Below are 19,117 nucleotides of genomic sequence, written 5' to 3' on the forward strand. Positions count from 1 at the left end.
ATGACGTTAACTTTTGAGAAAGCCTCGTTTATGACAAATTTCTACTTTTTATTATCCTCAAACGACTTATCTGGATAAGCCGGCACAGGTGGTACGTCTCTTGGATCTTCTTTGATCAGTTTTTGCAGATGCTCAATAGCCGCATCTAGCTGTGCATCTTGCCCATTGAAGGTAGCATGTGGAAGATTGTCCAGTTCAACATCCGGCACAAAACCGTGACCTTCGATCACCCATTCACTATCTTCATCATAGACTCCGAACATAGGTGCACGAGCATAGCCGTTATCGCTCAGGCGATTGCCGCTATGCAGCCAGATCTCACCACCCCAGGTTCGGGTACCGATAGTCACTCCCATGCCCAATTTTCTAAATCCGTCGGCAAAGGCCTCACCATCTGAGTAGGTATTTTCATTCACTAAAACCACCATATGTCCTCTGAATGCATAAGGCATGTTCCAATAAGATTCGCCATTTCTCGCCTTCCAATACATCCAGGCCTTTCTTAAGAGTTTCTCCAAAATGAAACTATCTATATTACCTCCAAAATTGTAACGAACATCTACGATCAATCCCCGCTTGTTGAACACTGGATAGAACTCACGATAGAACTGACTCAAGTCACTACTTCCCATAGCTCTCAGATGCAGGTAACCAATTTCATCATTCCCCTTCTCCTCTACTTCAAGGCGCTTGCCATACTCCCAGTCTCTGTACCGTAAACTATACTCATCGGTGATTGGTTTTACGATAATATCTCTGGTGTCAGCTCCTCTCTTTAGAGTCATTCTCACTTGCTTACCTTGTTGGTTTCTGATAAGCTCGCCGATATCTGTGGCTGATAAAGCGGTCCTACCGTTCACTTTGGTGATCACATCCCCCACTCGAACATCCAAATAAGGATCATCCAAAGGAGATTTTTCGTTTGGATAGTCAGGGTCCACTTTGTAGATATAGTCAATTCTAAATCCCTGGTTCGCTTCGTCCCGACTAAACTCAGCTCCTAAACTGGCGACTGAAATGTTTTTGGGGTCCAATCGCCAATCTCCCCCACGTACACTGGTGTGCAAGGCCGAAAGCTCTCCAACAAACCGACCAATCAAATCAGACAGTTCACGTCGTGTAGTAACTCTTTCAACCAATGGCAGGTACTTGGCATGCATAGCATCCCAGTCCACCCCGTGCATGTTTTGATCATAAAAATAATCTCGCTCCATGCGCCAGGCATCTGTAAAAATCTGCTTCCAATCCTCCAATGGCGTAATGGCAAATCGCCAGCCACTGAGATCAATCTTGCTATCTGACAGGCTACTTACCTTACCAGTTCCGGCATCGATCATGTAGTAACTATCCTTTTTTGTTACCAATATTTTCTCACCATCAGCAGAGAGTTCATAACCATCCGCACCTTCAACCATTGTTTTAACTTTGGCCTCTTCGTTGTCAATTTTGATGACGTTCAAGTGGCTTTTAGCGTTCAATCCCGTTTCTCTTGACATCAAATAGATGGCCCTTTTATTGACCGATAATCTGCTGTAGTTGCCAGCCGACACGGGCACTTCCATGATTCTTTGCTGGATACCTGGTAGATCAATCTCTACTACCAAATTGTCTTCCTCTCCTTTCTTTTTATCTTTTTTACTCTTGATTTTGGCAGGCTTGTCCTCTCCTTTCTTTTTATCTTTTTTACTCTTGATTTTGGCAGGCTTGTCCTCTCCTTCCTTATATAGCTCATCCGGCTCTCTGAATGGTGACCTGGTGCCTTTTTTCAATGCCACATGATAGACCTTTTCGCTCGCATCGAAATACGGCTCTGGCTGTCGAGTGCCCCATGGACTGCCAACCAAAGAAGTAAAGCTTCGATCCGACAAGAAGTAGATGAACTCACCATCAGGACTCCAATTCACACTCATACTATTGGCGCGATCCGTGGTAAGATCAAAAGTATTCCCTGAGTTCACATTATGAACCTTAATCTGATACATTGTGTTTTTAGCAGCTTGCACGAAGGCTATCCACTGGCTATCCGGTGACCAGGAAAAATCTAGAATGCCTTCTTCATTGGTAGAGATGAGCTTGCTCACTCCCGTTTCTAAATTGAGCACATACATACGGTTGGCCAAATCATCGTACGCCAACCACTTCCCATCAGGAGACGGGACACCGGCGTATCTCAGTATATTTCCATCACTAGTCAACTGTTTTTCGCTACCCAGTCCATCAGCCGACATTTTTACAAATTCAAATTCGCCAGACTCGTCCGACAAAGTGTAAATCTCCTCTCCGTCGTGAGAAAATGTGGCGTCCCTCATTCGTACATTTTTCTTTTCTGTAAAGGAAACCATCCTACCAGATTTAGCCGGAGCTACAAACACGCGTCCCCTGGCGGTAATCACCATTTTATCTCCGGAAGGACTTGGATGCACCGATGTAATGTACTGTGATGGATTGCGCTCCCATTTCTCACGCAGCTGATCCATATCTGAAGCTAATCGAATATCAATCACTTTGGTCTGACCAGAGGAGATATTTAGATGCCAAAGGTCAGCTCCTCTTTGATATACAATATTGCCTTCAGATAGATTAGCGTACCGCACATCGAATGCCGTGTGAGTAGTATGTTGCTTAAGATCGGCGCCAGATTCATTCATCGACCAGATATTCATGGTACCATCACGATCCGTGATAAAGTACACTCGACCATTATACCACATAGGATGGTGGCTTTCGCCCAAATGGTCAGTAGTGAGTTTTACAGCTTCTTCTGTGCCTTCGGTAAACTTCCAAATCTGCCTGGCCGTCCCTCCTTTATATCTTTTGGTCACATTCCTGTGAAAACCAGGTCTTACAAAATAAACTGTCTTGCCAGATTCTTCGAAAGAAGCTTCGCTTGCCTGATATAGCGGAATTCTTGATTTTTTCTTTGATTGCAAATCAATAGTCACCAATTGATAATCAGGCAATTTGGAGTAAGCCATCGTAGCGTAGACCAACTTTCCATCTGGCGTCCATTCATTCACTACAGAGCTGTTGGATTCATAGGTCCATCGAGTAGGCAATCCGCCTTCGATTGGCATAGTATAGATTTCCCTGGGGCCTTCGTATCTGGCTGAAAACGCCAAAGTTTTTCCGTCCGGTGAAATGGAAGCATTCGTCTCTTCCTCCATGTGTGTGGTCAGTCGCTTGGCCAAACCACCCGTCAGAGGTACGGACCAAAGGTCTCCTTCTGCGGTAAAAACTACTGTATTTTGATGTACATCAGGAAATCGGTAATAACCTTGAAATCCCTGAGCAGAGGTTGCAAAATGTGTCGTGAGATAAATAAAAAATAATAAGGAAATTTTTGTCAGTCGTAGAGACGAATGGTCAATCATGGTGATAGGATTAGGGTCAAAAAAGTATTATATGCTCAAGAGCCAAGGCAAGAAACATATTTTACCCTAATTATCTATACAGTACTTAGACTAAAAGTTTCAAAATAACATGAGGGGTTAAAAAGTTATTTTAAAGGAGTTTGTCTTTACTACCTACTTAGGTAAACTTTCTTATCTATGATTCTATTTTGATCGGCGTGCATAGCTCAATCAAAAATCCATTATTGTCCAGCACGTAACCTACCTGTTGTCCCCAAGGCTTTTCTACCAGAGGTTCATACTCAGTAGCTCCAGCTTCAACGGCTCGTTGAAAATCAGCTACCACGTTTTCTGTAGTGAACGCGAGCTCTACTCCAAAAGGTTTGTTTGACCTGGATATGGGTTCGAATCCTTTTTTGAAATTTGATGCACCTAGCGCATTCGAGGCGAACGCCAAGGTAGTTTCTCCTGTGAGTAATTCTCCATAATCATTTTCTGGCGTGATGAATTTTCTACTCAAGCCAAAGGCCTTTTCATAGAATTCAATAGTCTCAGTGACATTTTCAACATAGAGGATGGTATAGGCAAATTTCATATTCAAATCTTAATTTCAACCTGTAGCTAGGGTCAGGCACATATAAAGTGAACTAGCTTTTACGAGCTGATTTAGATTTGGGTTTACTGGCTTTGGCCAAAGGGTTGAAAGCCAGACACAAGTCGATCCAGTGCGCTAAGCCGTCATCAAAATCAAAGCCTGCTGGAGTGATAAAGATATAACCTTTCATAGGCCTGCCAGTAAAATCCATTGGCAGACATTCTTCCCTATCTATGTGTTCTTGATAAGCCTCCTCACCAACTCTAGCCATCAACAAGCTGTCTCCATATTTCTTATCGATATGAATGCCACAAAACATTTTATCATCAACCATAAACAGTAAACCACCCATCATTTTTTTACTATAGAAGTTGACAGACTTGTCTTTCAAAATGTTGTTGATGCGCTCACCGAGGTATTCGTCGTAGGCCATTAGTTCTGTTCAGAATATTGTTTTAATCCATTTAGAAACCCTTTGATCCCTTTGTTCCATTTGGGCTTAATCATTAAACCTAGCAATTTTCCTGCAATCCCATACTTCATTTTGAAAGTTTGAATTTGTTCCACCTGATACTTGCCCTTTCCCATTGGCTGAAAATGATACTCATGGCTCAAGCTATGCACTGGAAATGAACAGGCTGTCAATTCGTACTTCAGCGCTTCGTTTTCTCGAAACACTGTGCACTCTTCTTCAAACCAATTCTCTCCATCTTTCATATCCACTCTCCTTTTGCTATGCAATCCCGAATTGGTCTCTGATAGCTTTTTGGACTGCTTGGCCGCAGGGTCAAGCTTGGGCAGCAATTCCAGCTCAGCCAGATTTTTCCAAATAGACGCCAGTGGTGCGTCAATGATGATGTTATTCTTTAATGTAGGCATATTTTTATATTTAACTTGTAAAAACAAAGTTAAAATTAAATATTAACTTCGGAAAAGCAAGTGTTTTGAAATAAAATCATAATTTTGATATATGGAATTTCGATCGCACTGCCCTGTCAACTTTGGTTTGGAACATTTCGGAGACAAATGGTCCTTGCTAATTATCAGGGACCTGATGTTTAAAGGCAAGCGACACTACAACGAGTTTTTCGAATCGGATGAGAAGGTATCTACGAGCGTGCTGGGTGCAAGGCTACGGAGTCTGGAAGAAAGTGGAATAATCTCCAAAGGTCCGGATGAAGTAAAGAAGTCGCGCATCAAATATAGCCTCACCCAAAAAGGAATCGACTTATTGCCGCTAATGGTTGACCTGATTTCATGGAGTGGGTTCCATGATAAGCACACTGAAGCGGGGTCAGCGTTCTTAGATCGAGCAGCCAATCATAGACATGAGCTGCTCGATGAATTGAAGCAGTCCCTAATAAAGGAGCATTTGTAGGTTTACATAGCTGCAGTGCTATCTTCTTCCATCTCCACTACTTCTGGTTCAGGAAAATAGTTGATGGTATTACTTTCAACCAATTGCTTCAAGTTGCTTAGATTTTTTTCTTCTTGCTCCTTCATCATGGAAGGAAAGAAAGAGACAACAGATTGATTCATCAAACCATTGCCTGTTACCAAGGATTGGGTACGTACGATGGTTTGACCATCCTTTTCCTCCAGAGTTATCTGATAGTCCATGTTCATGAAATCCATGGTAAATGTCATCGCCATCAATCGGTTGGGCTCTATTGCTGTGATGGTTTCTTGCATCACCATTTCTTCACCGTTTTCTTCTACATAGATGTTGGACACGGCACCCACGGTGTTCTTCTCACCGCTTACCAATTCGCCATTCTTGTAACCTTCGAGCCATTCGGCGAGGCGCGATTCGTCTGACATTACGGCCCAAGCCTCAGCAGCAGGTTTGTTTACTGTTACTTCGCATTCATAGGCTATCGAGGGTGTCATGAGTCCCTTGCCTAAGAATACGACTACTAAGGCTAGAACAACGTAAAGGAGGTACTTTAGATATTTCATAGTTTAGTGGGTTTTGTTTGATAGGTAATTTAAGGGATTTGGGGGATTAGTGTTAGATGAAGTTAACGCTCAAATTGATACCTGCAAATTTTGCATATTACTAATTGTTTGTGGGACTTGTGTCATCTACTTTTAAACACCCTCTGACAAGAAAATATGAAATTAGTATTGAAATTGTAGGAATTAATGCAGAAGCCCAATTAATCAAAGTAAGGTTGTTCAAATAATTGACTTGGTCAATACACTTAATCAATAGAAAAAATGAAATTATATATACCAACCAGATAATGAGTTTTCCCTTCAACTTTATCTTAATAATGAGAGTGAACATAATTAGGGAAATGAAAACAATAATATCAATCAAAAGTGCCTCTAGAACATAACCACCACTTGCAAAACAAAGCAATGGGGTTAAAAAGGGTAGAATTAATAAAATAGGTTTCTTGTAGTTCTGCATTTATGGGTGTCTTCGATCAGATATGGTGAGTAGCCGCATCAATTTATAAGAAGTACTAAACTAGCTGATCTGCACCACACACACAACTGATTCCAAAAACCACTGCATTGGGAAAGGTAAAGGCCAGAAAAACAAAACTCATAGAAAGAACCAGACATTTTCAGAAGGCGAGAATGGCGGTCGAATTGCACTGAAGCAACTAGAAGTAGGTTGGCATATGCACCTTTAGCGACTGTTAGATGTAGTCTTTTTTGTAACTTCTCCAGTTGATCCGTTCCAATACAGCCCTGTATGCTGAAGTTCGGCAAACTTCCGAAAAAGTTCACCTAGTCTATTTATTGCAGCTGGTTCAAGAGTCATAAAGAATTCTGAAATTGATTTCTCAGGTGCAAGTTCGTTATTGTTCATTCCAACATGGATAGTTGCTTCAGAATCTCCAGGACTAATAAACAAGTTAAAAAGAAAGTAAAATGCGAAGCGATCTTCTGCTTTTTCAGAACCTAGTTCCCACTTGAAATCTTTTGAATTGAAAGGAAAACCCTCCATAGCGTTTGCAATTTGAACTAATCGATCAGCGTTATCATAGATTCCTAAAGTTCCCATTTGTTCACCATTGGAAATCTGAACAGTTAGGTTGACATGATAAGGTTCTTCGTAAAGGTGTCGAGTGATTTTTATGAAAGGTGTGTGTTCCAAGTTAGTTATGCTATTAATTCCAGTTTTCAATATTGCTTCTAACTCTGTCAGCAAAACTTGATGCATCTATTTCATTGCTTCCAAAGCGTTCAATGAACTTATTAGAAATCTTCTTGACCCATGTAGGTTCATGCTCAGCATTCATTCCCTCTGCTTCAATTACATCATGAGCAAAGTCTTTAGCTCTATAATATTCGGACTTAGATATTACATTACGGTCTTCTGTTGGAATACAAAACCCCCACTTCACACATAAGTCATATAAAAAACTGTTCAGTTCCCTTTCCATTGGCAGGGTATCTTCTTTTTGTTTTTTTCTCACTAATTCCGGCACATTTATATCTAACGGCCAGCTATGATGAGTGAGGATCTGAAAGCACTATCCTCTCTTCTCACACATATCCACGCCTTGTTTTAAATTTATTAATTGTGGCGAACTTTCCAATCGCCCTTTAAAATATCCTGATCGAATAAATCTTATTCATTCAAAGCATTTGCTGTACGTCTGTTTTACCATTTGTACTTTGCATTCGGTTTAATAGATTCCGAGCAGCTTTCTGAGCATACTCTGCATAACCACTGTCTTCCTTAGAAATTGATTCTAGTTCAATTTTACTTTTTCCAACGAATTTATCTTCAAACATCTTGATATAAGGTTCAAGGTTAATGGCCTGTTGCTTCAATATTTCTTGTTCTCGTTGCTGTTCTCTAATTGCGTAATTAAATGGGGAATCTGAAATACTAGATATTGCAAAGCCAAGAGATTTTTGAACTTTCAGGTTGGTTGTCTTTTGAAAACAAATAAGTTGGTTATTTCTAAGGTGAATTTGTAATTCATATTGTGTCGGAGAATCATGTTCACGTTTTTCAATAATATCAATGTTATATATACTGTGTAACTGACCTAAACTTTGATCATTTTTCGTGATACTGTTTAATGATTTGTTGAAGATATAATTTTCACCTTCCAGTATCAGCTTTAGGTTTCTTATCAAATTGAATATTGTAGTCAGGATTAGAAGACCCAATGAGATTTCAATGAAACCGATATTTTCAAAGTCAACATGATCCCATAAAAAATAGCAAAATGCAAGGCTGCTCAAAACTGTTACGGCAATTTCCAATTTCACGTAATTCAGATTGAGTGAGATTATCAGTTCACGGCTACTTTGCTTAGTGATTCTATATTTGGTGATTTGGAAAATCATAGATCGAATTCAGTCATGACGCACAACACTTAAATAAAGTCTACTATGCACTTTACTCCCCTAATATGGCTGAATAAAGTGCATTATACAAATCAGAATCTCAAAGACTACTAAGAGCAAACGAGTACGGATAAACCTGAAATGGATGGCCACTCCCGATTGATGTCGGGATCACCATGATTGGTTTATAAAAAATGAGGCCGCTACCTCAAACCCTTAGTATCGTTTATCTTGCTATCAACCTAGTGATCCAAGATAAGCATCAATCGCCTGTTTCCAGTCTTGCATGTCATGCTGATACATTCGTTTGATATGATTTTTATTGAGTTCGTTGCCTTTGGGCGTTAGTCCTATGTAGGTATAAGTTACCGTTGTTTTGGTGTGCTTACCTTCCGCTATCGACTCGCATCGGACCGTAATGGTCCAGTCTCTATGGTCTGTAGATACAAAGTACTGAATGAGATGTGAAGCCTTGTCGAATTGAATGACACGCCACAAGTACGAGCCTTCTTCTCCGCGTCCATCTACAGAAAAAGTAGTACCTACTTCGATCACCTCAGTTTCGGGATAAATTAATTTTGGGTTCCAACCCTTCTCCCATTTGCGCTCCTCAAAGGCATCAAATAAAGGAAAGACTGTTTCAATAGTTTCCTCAATAACAAACGAGGCGGTTTGACTGACTTTTTCAGCCATAAAAGATGCTATACTCATGATATCCGATTTTTTGCACCCTAGTAGTAATAGGGCTATGATTAAACATTTCATGAGGCAAAATTGACGAACGCCAGTCTCAATTGCATTTACATTTGTTGAGAAAACCGCTTACGAGCACGGCTGAGTTGGGTAGGTGTGATGCCTAGAAAATTAGCGACCAAGTAGTGAGGAATGCGATTGATCAGGTTAGGATACTCTTCTAAAAACAGTTTGTATTTCTCCAGAGAGTTCAAATTGACTAATGCGACCAAGCGAGATTGCAGTCGTTGATTCATCTTTTCAAAGGCTCGGTTGATGATATCTGTGATTTCCTGATTCTTATTGACATGAGACATCACTTCGGAGAAATTGGCCATGGAGATAGTGGTCCTTTCTACGGCTTGTAGGTTGATAGTAGCAGCTACATTAGGAATGAAATTGCCAGATATGATATCACCCTCATGGTAAAAATGTGTGGTGACTTCATGGCCTTCCTGATCATATACAAATCCTCTGATCACGCCTTGTTCAATTCCACAAATCTTCTGATTCATCTGGCCTTGCCGAATGAAAAAGTCTCCTTTTTCCAACACCAAAGTCTGGTGCAAGGAGTCCACGAAATTGAATCCATCAGAATTCATGAAAATTATTTACCCATTGACTATCGAGTAAATATAATAACCAGCCGCAAAACAGAGTCACACGGGTTCGGCTATCCTTTCGATACTTGTTGGTGACTTTTCAATGATTTTGGCTTCAACCTTTCGGGTCTCTGTCCCGAGCTTATCCGACTTCTTGTTTGTAACCTTCAACCACGCCCAAAAAGTAGTCACTGATAGCATCAACCAAAAGACATCTATGAAAAGTACCTGAAAATGTCCATCCCGTAGCGAATCCCAAAGCCACGCGCCCGAGGTGAGTCCATTGACTATGGGAATGAAAAAGCCTATAATACTTCCTGACAACAAAGTCGTACGGTTCATAAAGTTCAAGTCCTTTTTCCAGATCAAAAAGACCGAAACAATTAGCCACGTAACAAAGTAGAATTGGTACAGAAAGGTCATTCCGTGCCCTATGGTTTTTACGGCCATGAAAGTAAGGGCTGTCACCGGATACATACTCAGGCAAATAGCGAGATAAACCCGAGCTACACGTTCATTGAATTTACGCCGCTTCTCCGGCACATTCTTTTTGCGACGAGCCACCAACCAGATCATGACGCCAGAGGCAATGACAAAGCAGGATATGATACCCAAGACAAAAGAGACCAATTTGAGTGCGTATCCGCCATAGTCACCATAATGCAAACGATACAGGATATTCATTACTCCATCTTTATAACTGGCCGCCTCGAATGGGTTTTGTTCTTCTACCCATTCACCACTCGCGACTTCATATAGCCGTTTGCCTGGGCCTGTAAATTTAGCATCACTATGAGTTTCTCCCTCCACGGCGATGTGCATATTGGCATCTCCATAGTTGAAAATGTGCAGATGGTTTACAGTAAATGCTGGCCAGTCCTTTTGGGTTTGTTCAACTAAGGCATTGACGCTGTAGTCTGCGATCAACGCCTGCCCCAAGTATTCGATCTCAGGTTCACCATAGCCCAAATCCTCGTAAAGGGCAGATTCGTCTCCGTCGTAAAGCATGAACACGCTCGGCGCAATAAGCACCGCCTTGATCATAAAAAAGGCACCAGTGACTGCATAGACAAATTGAAAAGGTAAACCGATGGTGCCGAGTGCGGTATGCGCATCCGTCCACAAAGTTTTTAGTTTGGCCCAGGGCCTAAACAAATAAAAATTGGAAATGATTTTGTCCCAATGCACCAGAATCCCCGTGATGATAGCAAACAGAAATAAGAAGGCGGTAAAGCCAGACAAATAATAACCATACGGGTAGGGAACCTGGGCAAAGAAGTGTAGCCGATACAAAAACTCTCCCAACGAATAAGAACTAACATAATCAGCCGTTTGCAGCGTCTCGGTATCCTGATAAAAGAAATGCTTGGCCTTTCCTTCCTCTTCGGCCAAACTGTCCTGAGAAGGATCCAGGCTTACTGCAATCCTACGCTCTGTATGATGCCGAGAGATGGAAATGTTCCTGCCATGCAGTGCGTATTTTTCATCTAGCGAATCGAGGGCGCCATCCAAATTCATAGAGATTTGTTCCGAATTTTCTACCGCATGGTTGCGCTCCCAATTCGCGATTTCGTCTCTAAAAAAAGAGAACGATCCCGCAAAAAAGATGACATACAAAATCACGCTAATCACAATACCACTGACGGTATGCAAGTGAAACAGCACATTATAAATTCTCTTACTCATCCCTATATTGATTCTGGTAAATACAACTTCCCTACATAAACTACACCCATAAAAACGGCAGTGAGCAACAAATAAATACCCCAGGTTTTCCAGCCATTTTTACCTAAAAAAGCTACCACCATCAGCACCGCCCAAAGTATGAACCCCGTGAATGTGGCAGTGATGAGTACCGTTGTACGATCCAACCATTGCGCCAAGGCAAGATGAAGAGACATAGTTACCAGGTAGCCGCCAAGGATAGCTGCTGAAATTTTTGCTATACGCTGATGCAGTGGTTTGGTCAGGTGTTTTTTATTGGCTGGCATATCAGTAAATCAATAATTCGAAAACGAAAGAAGCTACAACCAGGCTGGCCACAAACTTATAGTTCAAGACATTCAATGGAGTCAAGAGAACTATCAAGCTTCCAATGGTCATCAATTGCACAAAGAAAAAAAGGAGACCGGCACCCAGTCCCCAAATTTGTACAGAAAGCAGTGCCGCCAACAAAAAGAACGCTACCCCTGCTCCTTTGGAGTTGATCCCTTGCCTTTGCACCCAGCGTACAATAGGCCAGTCAAAATTCAACTCCTGTCTTTTAGAGCCCAAGTAGAGAGTTAAGAACCCTATAAATACAAGAAACACCGATAGCGTAATCATGTTGAAGAATTAGTTGATGATGCAAGTGGTGGCACAGTGCCAGATGAATTCATAGTCCTGGCCTCGAAACTGACCGCGCACCTCTTCTTTGATCGTCGTCTCCACAATGTACTTGCTCTCCCATGGCAAGTCAAACGATACGATGCCCTGCTCATCAGTTTCCAGAGTTTTAGACCATTGATCTGCCACGAATACCTTGACCTCGTTTGCCGTCAAAGGCTGCCCTTTGTAGGTTACTAAGAGTTGAATCCCTGAGTCAGCAGTCATCCGCTGAAGGGCGATTCCTTCCTCATTTTGAGTCGCTGTTTCGGTATCTTCGCTTCCTACTTGCACCTTGGCTATGGAATTGTAATGAGTACGAAAAATCCCGAAGTCATATTGAGTATAGTCTATGACATCGATTTGGTCATTGTCAAGCACTACGGTGTAAGTGCCTTTTTTCTTTGGGGTGAAAGTAGCCAGATAGTGATCCTCCTGAGCTGCCACTTTCAGTGCTGTCCTTTTTCCTTTTGGGTCGACCACAAACAGCTTAAAATTCTTAACAGCATTGAAGCCCTCTCCACCTACTTTTTCTATCACGCCATAGGTGTATTCTCCGAAGTGGACTTTGATTTCTTGCTCCTGATTCAGTTGGCCGGTGGCGTCAGTTTCTATCCAGAGGTAGTGGGCGGAAACCGGTAGAGTAGCGATTACTAAAAGTGAGATTATTAATGCTTTTTTCATTGATATTCTTTTTACTAAAGTCAAACAAAATCCAACGTCATTACCCAGTGAATTCGACAAAGGAGTATTCATCTGGGTAATCCACTTCCTTCAGGCAGATTACCCGGATGCTCCTATCGTCTCACCGTGTAATGACGTTGCTTTTTTACAAAGCCGCAAAGCCTTTCGTCCAATTGCCGTCTACTTTGGCACCTTTGGTGGCAGTTGCAGTCGCAGGGTCAATCTCATAGATGTATGCCTCATCTGCATTGGATACATTGACATACACTTTGCCATCATAGTACAAATTGGCCATGCCCCATTCTCCACCATGTGTCGGAATGTCCAGTTTAGTTACTGTTTGTGCTTCAAGGTCCACTATAGCCATTTCACAGATGGCTAGCTTACTGTCAATGTTTGGCCCATAGGTTGCCCATAGGTAGTCTGCATTGGTGTCGTCTTCTTTGGCCATTCTCACCACGGCTTTATTGCCTCCGGCATACACTACATTGTTCAATTTATAGCCTCCACTTTTCTCTTCGAAGTTGAAGAAATAGTCTTCATCAAATGTTGTTGTACCGCTATTGATTCTCAAGAAGCCAGATGGGTTGTCCGGCGTTGGAGCAAATCCGCTGGCTAAAGCAGAAGTAGAGTAAGTATACAAATCTCCTCTGTCTGTTTTGATTAAACTGTTTTCTCCTGAATACAATCCGATATCGGTGGTACGATCATCTGTAATGATTTTTTCAAACTCCATTTCCGGGTAAGAGTAGATAGCTACTCTGGCCTGATTCGAATTAGGGGTTGAGAAAGCTGGGGCATCTTCTTCTTCACCAGCTCCCATCAGGTAATAAGCCACATACATTTTATCATTCTCAATGGCTACACCTGTAGGCCAGGCAACCAAACCTTCTTCTTGTCTCTCGTCAATTTTGGTACTGAATCTGCTCTTAATACTGATATCTTCTAAGTCAATCGTATAAAATACACGCTCCTCATATCCTGCTCTAGTTACCCCAATAGCGATAGCAGTAGTTTCATCTACTTCTACCACACCATATATACCCAACTCAGTAACTAATGATCCTAAATTGGTCAACTCTTCGCCAACGATGCGATAGCCGGTTAGGGTGTTGTCACTACTATATCCGGTCGTTACTAGTGTTTTTCCGATTTGATAATATGACATCCATACAGGCTGCTCAATACCTTCACCAACTGGTGAAATAGTACCAGACGTAATCGTATCTACAGCCACAACGATGTCAGTGCCTGTAGCTGCCTCTATACCCAATACGAACTGTGCACTTACAGCTGAATCGTTATCATCAGAACATGAGGCCAGTACTGCAATACTTAAAAACAATACTACTGCTATATTCAAAAATTGCTTTTTCATTTTTATTCTTTAATTAATTTTTACTTATGAAATATCTTAGCTTGAGGTTGAAAGATCTTCCCGGGTTTTGTTGATTGAAATTGTCGTAGACGTCTGCATCAAATACATTGGCTACTAAAAAAGAAACGTTATAGGTGCCTTGCTTCAGGCTGTAGGTCAGTTGAAGGTCATTAGTGAATCTGGTCGGTATCACGGATTTGCCTGTAGCAGCCAGGCTAGGCCAATTGAGATAGAACTCATGCACATATCGATTGACATTGGTTAGTGTCAACTCGTTGTTCAGCCCCAATAAATCCCTCATTCGATAAGTGATAATCAAGTTACCAAACAGATAAGGTTCGTTGGGTAGCCTGTCCTGATATACCGAGGACGTTTCATCGTTATTCCTAAGGTCCAAATAGGTGCCTCCTAAGCCTACATTCCAGTTTCCATCTATTTGATAGTTCATGGATAAATCCAAACCAGTCGCCATCACCTTAGGGTCATTGACATAAGTGCTTCGGTTCATTCTAGGCTCAAATCGAATGTAGTCCCTGGAGTCCCGTACAAACACATTGGCTTCTGCCACATAGCCACTGGTTGGTGTCTGCTTGTTGAGCCGTACCCCAAGGTTAAAGTTATTGCTGGTTTCGGGTTCTAAGGTAGGATTTGGAATCACGCTCAGTCCATCTCCATACATTTCTACAGACTCAGGAAATCGAAAGGCTCTTTCGAACGATGCTTTAAACTGAAGGCTTTCTCTCAAAAAGAATGTAGAAGCTATACCATACCCCAACTTTGAATTGTGTGTTTCAAAATAGTTGTCCTCATCGCCCGTATAGCTGGAATTGTTTGATTTCAAATCGTATTGATAGCGCTTGGCAAACAAAGTCGTTCTCAATCGATCATCCAACATTTGATTGGTGTAAGCCAAACCAATGACCTGCTTAGTAACTATGTTCGGTGTGTTGTATTGCGTGTTGTTTTGTGGCTGATAGTCGTCTTCCCCTTGTAATTCCAATCTGTTTAGCGAATAACTCGCAGATACTTTATGAGCAGGGGCCAATTGGTATTCCGAGTTTAGATTAGCCAGATAGTTTTCCCTATTCAGGAAAAAGTGAGTCTTCCTGCCTAGTTCACCTGTGGTAGGATGCACATCGGCTTCATAGTTGCCAAACCAATCATATCTGTTTGGGCTGATGTCCTGATACTCTTCCTTGGACTTTAGGTAAACGACATAGGCACGTGCATTTAGATTCTCAACAAAAAGGTTCTTTTTACGATAGCTTAGATTGAAAATATTAATATCGGATGCTGCAAACGCTTCCCCTACCGGAAATGAAGAAACTCCCGTTGCATAAGGATTCTGTTGGATTTCTTTATGATTGTCTGATACCACGGTGCCAATCATTAGTTCGTCCGCGAAAGGTTTATTCATTACTCCTGCTTCAACCCAAGCCATCTTGGAAGTATAGGCATCATGAAATCTTTTGACCTCCGTAGTTTCTTCAGCCAGTTTACCCGATTCTACATCAAGCAAGTTGATGTCTATCGGGTAATCGTTATCCGAATGATTGAAATAGGTTTTAACACGCAGTGTAAAGCCCGTATTTGCATGGTGCCATTGTGCATTGACCGCTGCAATATGTGTATTGAATGAGCCTAACGAGTATGAGGCGTCGAGATAGCTAATTGGTCTTGTGTCTGTAATAATATTTATGGAACCACCCAACGCATCAGATGACAAATGAATCGGAACCGCTCCTTTATAAATTTCTATCGTACTGATAAGGTTAGCCGGGAAATTATTGAGACTCAAAGAAGAGCCAAAGTAGTCCATCGGAATGCCATTGATGAAAGTCCTAACACGGTTTCCTGACAATCCATTGAGTGATAAGTTGAAATTGGAACCCATACCTCCGCTCTGGCGAATATTGATTCCAGACACTCGATTCAGGATCTGATTGACATCTGCACTTACATTTTTGAATTCCTTGGCCTCCACCACAGCTACAGCATAGGCCTGTTCACGAACTATGGTAGCCTCAGACTTGCCATAAATGGTCACTTCCTCCAGACTAGTCGCATCGGATTTTAATTTAAAAATCAGCTCGACTGATTGGCCCAATTCAATTTCTACCGTTTTAGTTTGTCCAATATGACCAAGAGCTGAAACTTTTATTTGGTGTGAGCCTACTGGAATGTTTTGTAAAACAAACCTTCCATTGATATCGGTAATACTCCCATTAGTAGTACCCGTTAATAGGACGGTACTTCCAGGTATTGACTCTCCATTTTCATCCGAAACAGTTCCATTGATAGTCTGACCAATGGTAGGTAACACCACAAATTGAAACCCAATCCAAAACCACAATACCTTTTGCATTTCTATTATTTAGAATCATTATAAATAGAATGCAAATGTACGTTTGACAACTGCAGCGGTGCAATCGCTATTGTTAGTGAAATAGAAAAATAATCACTAGCTAACGCTAGTGATTAATTAAGCCTGACATCACTACATGTAGTGAAAAACTTGATCTAGCTAGATTTGAATTTTAATCAGTCTGAAAAATACTGACTAAGTACCTTCTGAAAAGCTTCCTTGGTAAGCGGTTTTTTCATAAATGATTTGATGTCTGTAATTCCGTGTGCTTTAGCCTCATCATCGGGGTTCAGGGAAGTAGTCAGCATCATGATAATCACTTTCCCTTTTTGTGATGTATCCAGCCCTTTATATCTTTCCAAAAACTCCCAGCCGTTCATTCCAGGCATATTGATGTCCAATAGGATCAAGTCAGGTTGTGGGTATTGCCCACCCTCTTTAGCACACAAATAATCTAAGGCTTCTTGCCCACTTTGAACCGCTACAATGGATTCTGTACAGTTCAGCTGAGCAATAATCATCTCATTCAGAAAATTGGTCGGTTCATCATCGTCTATTAGTAATACACAATTCAATTTTTTCATGGTTAGTTTATTTAGGTATTGAAAAATAAAAAGAGCTGCCCATATCAGGCTCAGATTCTACCCAGATTTGTCCTCCGTGTAATTCAACAATTTTACGACAGTGAGCCAAGCCTATGCCGGTCCCTTCATATTTATTCTTATTATGCAAGCGCTGAAAAATTTCAAAAATTCGTTCACGATGTTCGTCTGCTATTCCAATCCCATTGTCTTTGACAGAGAACACAACTTCCCCCCTTTTTTTCTTAGCCTTTATTTGAATAACCGGAGTCTCCTCCGGTTTTCGAAACTTCATAGCGTTTGAAATGAGATTTTGCAACAACAGTCGTAGTTCCACTGGATAACCATTCACTGATGGTAAGTCACTGACATCCAGTTTAGTCTTAGATTCCTCTAATCCAGTAGTCAAATCTTTCTTAAGATCAGCCATCAAATCATTGCAATTGATATTTTCTTTGGCTTCGCTTTTTCCTAACCGACCATAATCCAGCAATCCCTTAATCAACTGACTCATTCGGCCTGTAGCGTCTAAAATGAACTGTAAACTCTTTTTCCCGGTTTCATCAAACTGGTTCTTATACTTCTCCACCAACATTTCCGAAAAGCTGGTAATTGTCCGTAAGGGTTCTTGCAAGTCATGTGAAGCTACATAGGTAAACTGCTCTAGTTCTTTATTCTTATTTTGCAATTGTTGACTAAACAATTCCATAGAGTCCTCTGCATCCTTGCGAAAAGTAATATCTCGAATGGCAGCACTCACCAAAGCCCCATCATCTGTTTCAAGCGGACTTAGTGACACTTCTATTGGAAATTCTTCGCCCGACTTTTTCCTACCAATCAACTCCACTCCTTTCCCCTGCTGTTCAATATCAGGAATATCGAAAAAACCGCTGCTATGGCCTTTATAAAGTCTTCTATATCGTTCAGGAATCAATCGTTCTACACTTGTACCCAGGAGCTCATCTTTTTCATAGCCAAACAAGTTGGTAATTTGTTGATTGATCAGTTGCACCGTACCATTACGTTCTGCAATTACCATGGCATCTGGCGCACTTTCTAGTAGGGACTTATATCTTTCGTTACTGAGCTCAATGATTCGCTGCTTTTCACTCAGTTCTTTGGTTCTTTCCTTTACACGCTGCTCCAACTGGTCTCGCGCCTCTTCAAGGCTTTTAAAGCCATTTTTTGCCATCATTACCAAGGCGGTGCAGACCCATATTACGATTACCGATATGACTCTATTCACCCCAAAAATTTCATCTGATGCCGCTCGGGATTGAGCAAAAACAAGGCCCAATACAATGAGCACTGTGCAAAAAATACCCGTATAAATTGGAGTTAATCTACCCGGTAGTAGCCAGCTATAAAATATCACAATACAGTACATTGCTCCTACAGCCACTCCCAGTGGTACAAATATATCAGCAATGAAAACCATTGATGTTATAAACAAGGCAAAAAAGGTCAGGATCAACATTTGGATCCAATCCTGATAATGTGATTGCTTTTTCACCCTTTGGATTTTAGCTCTGACAATTCTTTTTCCAATGCTTCAATTTTTGATTTGTATTGGTCGATGTTGTCAGGTTGGTCCCTTTCTGTATTTAATGAGGTAATCTGTAAAAGTTTAGGTAAATCCCTGATCAACGCAAAGACTGTAACAAAACTTACAATGGCGGTAAAAAAACGAACCATTGCGCTGAGTCTATAAGCAGGCCACCAAAACATCAGGGCATCTAAAATATGGGTAGCACCACAAAAAATGATGAAAGCTCCAAACAACCAGAAAACTGGCAAGAAAGGAATATCCGGTCGCCTTTGAATAAAGTAAATGATAATAACAGGAATGATAAAATAAGCTAACCAGATAGCAAAGTCACTGGTGATATATAGCCATCCATGAAAACTAGACCATTCTCCACAAATCCAGCGTGGTGGCCAGTCCGAAGTCTCAAATAGTTTCTGTAAAAAATCTGTCAATTGACTCATAGCAATAGTGGTATAGGTTGTACAATCTGTATTGAGCTTCGCAAAACGAATGCTCTTAAATAATTAATTTCCTCAATTGCTGATTGAGTGATTTCTCATGAATGCTTTAGATAATTTAGATGATTTGAATCAAAGATCAAAAGTCCACGATTTTTAT

At 41.2% G+C, this 19,117-nt stretch carries 20 protein-coding genes; 1 reads left to right on the forward strand and 19 read right to left on the reverse strand.

Annotated elements, in window-relative coordinates; all coding sequences use genetic code 11:
- Nucleotides 1-41: 41 nt before the first annotated feature.
- The 4 genes from ACO6S2_RS16740 to ACO6S2_RS16755 all read right to left on the reverse strand — a co-directional run bounded on the left by ACO6S2_RS16740 (nt 42) and on the right by ACO6S2_RS16755 (nt 4,824).
- Nucleotides 42-3,371 (reverse strand): S41 family peptidase, encoded by a 3,330-nt coding sequence (locus ACO6S2_RS16740; protein ID WP_422359705.1) that lies wholly within the window; start codon nt 3,369-3,371, stop codon nt 42-44.
- Between the two features lie 175 nt (nt 3,372-3,546).
- The gene (locus tag ACO6S2_RS16745; RefSeq protein ID WP_422359706.1) at nt 3,547-3,945 is read right to left on the reverse strand and encodes a VOC family protein; all 399 of its coding nucleotides are present in this window, start codon (nt 3,943-3,945) and stop codon (nt 3,547-3,549) included.
- Nucleotides 3,946-3,997: 52 nt separating this feature from the next.
- Nucleotides 3,998-4,378 carry a TfoX/Sxy family protein gene (locus tag ACO6S2_RS16750; RefSeq protein ID WP_422359707.1) on the reverse strand — a complete coding sequence of 127 codons (381 nt, stop codon included), beginning with the start codon at nt 4,376-4,378 and terminating at the stop codon, nt 3,998-4,000.
- Entirely contained in the window at nt 4,378-4,824 is a 447-nt protein-coding gene (locus ACO6S2_RS16755; RefSeq protein ID WP_422359708.1) for an SRPBCC family protein, read from the reverse strand. Before ACO6S2_RS16755 ends, ACO6S2_RS16750 begins: the two co-directional genes overlap by 1 nt.
- Nucleotides 4,825-4,915: 91 nt before the next feature.
- On the opposite strand from ACO6S2_RS16755, the gene ACO6S2_RS16760 reads away from it, so the two are divergent.
- On the forward strand, nt 4,916-5,323 hold the full coding sequence (locus ACO6S2_RS16760; RefSeq protein ID WP_422359709.1) for a winged helix-turn-helix transcriptional regulator: 408 nt from the start codon (nt 4,916-4,918) through the stop codon (nt 5,321-5,323).
- A gap of 2 nt (nt 5,324-5,325) precedes the next feature.
- Here the strand turns inward: ACO6S2_RS16760 and ACO6S2_RS16765 are convergent, their stop codons facing one another.
- The 15 genes from ACO6S2_RS16765 to ACO6S2_RS16835 all read right to left on the reverse strand — a co-directional run bounded on the left by ACO6S2_RS16765 (nt 5,326) and on the right by ACO6S2_RS16835 (nt 18,960).
- Entirely contained in the window at nt 5,326-5,904 is a 579-nt protein-coding gene (locus ACO6S2_RS16765) for an SRPBCC family protein (protein ID WP_422359710.1), read from the reverse strand.
- A 682-nt stretch (nt 5,905-6,586) separates the two neighbouring features.
- The gene (locus ACO6S2_RS16770) at nt 6,587-7,057 is read right to left on the reverse strand and encodes a hypothetical protein (RefSeq protein ID WP_422359711.1); all 471 of its coding nucleotides are present in this window, start codon (nt 7,055-7,057) and stop codon (nt 6,587-6,589) included.
- 13 nt (nt 7,058-7,070) lie between these two features.
- Nucleotides 7,071-7,346: a hypothetical protein gene (locus tag ACO6S2_RS16775; protein ID WP_422359712.1), complete on the reverse strand. Its 276-nt coding sequence runs from the start codon at nt 7,344-7,346 to the stop codon at nt 7,071-7,073.
- Nucleotides 7,347-7,542: 196 nt separating this feature from the next.
- Nucleotides 7,543-8,181, reverse strand: coding sequence for a hypothetical protein (locus ACO6S2_RS16780; RefSeq protein WP_422359713.1), 639 nt, complete (start codon nt 8,179-8,181; stop codon nt 7,543-7,545).
- Between the two features lie 321 nt (nt 8,182-8,502).
- Nucleotides 8,503-8,976: a hypothetical protein gene (locus ACO6S2_RS16785; protein ID WP_422359714.1), complete on the reverse strand. Its 474-nt coding sequence runs from the start codon at nt 8,974-8,976 to the stop codon at nt 8,503-8,505.
- Between the two features lie 89 nt (nt 8,977-9,065).
- Nucleotides 9,066-9,599: a Crp/Fnr family transcriptional regulator gene (locus ACO6S2_RS16790; protein WP_422359715.1), complete on the reverse strand. Its 534-nt coding sequence runs from the start codon at nt 9,597-9,599 to the stop codon at nt 9,066-9,068.
- Nucleotides 9,600-9,656: 57 nt separating this feature from the next.
- The gene (locus ACO6S2_RS16795; protein ID WP_422359716.1) at nt 9,657-11,285 is read right to left on the reverse strand and encodes a PepSY-associated TM helix domain-containing protein; all 1,629 of its coding nucleotides are present in this window, start codon (nt 11,283-11,285) and stop codon (nt 9,657-9,659) included.
- Between the two features lie 2 nt (nt 11,286-11,287).
- Nucleotides 11,288-11,590: a hypothetical protein gene (locus ACO6S2_RS16800; protein WP_422359717.1), complete on the reverse strand. Its 303-nt coding sequence runs from the start codon at nt 11,588-11,590 to the stop codon at nt 11,288-11,290.
- Between the two features lies 1 nt (nt 11,591).
- Nucleotides 11,592-11,924: a hypothetical protein gene (locus ACO6S2_RS16805; RefSeq protein WP_422359718.1), complete on the reverse strand. Its 333-nt coding sequence runs from the start codon at nt 11,922-11,924 to the stop codon at nt 11,592-11,594.
- Nucleotides 11,925-11,933: 9 nt separating this feature from the next.
- A complete protein-coding gene (locus ACO6S2_RS16810; protein WP_422359719.1) occupies nt 11,934-12,647 on the reverse strand; it encodes a DUF4198 domain-containing protein in 714 nt (237 codons plus the stop codon).
- A 145-nt stretch (nt 12,648-12,792) separates the two neighbouring features.
- On the reverse strand, nt 12,793-14,025 hold the full coding sequence (locus tag ACO6S2_RS16815; RefSeq protein WP_422359720.1) for a DUF4374 domain-containing protein: 1,233 nt from the start codon (nt 14,023-14,025) through the stop codon (nt 12,793-12,795).
- 13 nt (nt 14,026-14,038) lie between these two features.
- The gene (locus ACO6S2_RS16820) at nt 14,039-16,390 is read right to left on the reverse strand and encodes a TonB-dependent receptor (protein WP_422359721.1); all 2,352 of its coding nucleotides are present in this window, start codon (nt 16,388-16,390) and stop codon (nt 14,039-14,041) included.
- A gap of 176 nt (nt 16,391-16,566) precedes the next feature.
- The gene (locus ACO6S2_RS16825; protein ID WP_422359722.1) at nt 16,567-16,974 is read right to left on the reverse strand and encodes a response regulator; all 408 of its coding nucleotides are present in this window, start codon (nt 16,972-16,974) and stop codon (nt 16,567-16,569) included.
- A 7-nt stretch (nt 16,975-16,981) separates the two neighbouring features.
- Nucleotides 16,982-18,484, reverse strand: coding sequence for a sensor histidine kinase (locus ACO6S2_RS16830; protein WP_422359723.1), 1,503 nt, complete (start codon nt 18,482-18,484; stop codon nt 16,982-16,984).
- Nucleotides 18,481-18,960, reverse strand: a complete 480-nt coding sequence (locus tag ACO6S2_RS16835; RefSeq protein WP_422359724.1) for a hypothetical protein — start codon at nt 18,958-18,960, stop codon at nt 18,481-18,483. The genes ACO6S2_RS16830 and ACO6S2_RS16835 overlap by 4 nt, the downstream gene beginning before the upstream one ends.
- Nucleotides 18,961-19,117: the final 157 nt, after the last annotated feature.

The organism is Reichenbachiella sp. (genome assembly GCF_965233835.1).
In the GTDB taxonomy this organism is placed as follows: domain Bacteria; phylum Bacteroidota; class Bacteroidia; order Cytophagales; family Cyclobacteriaceae; genus Reichenbachiella.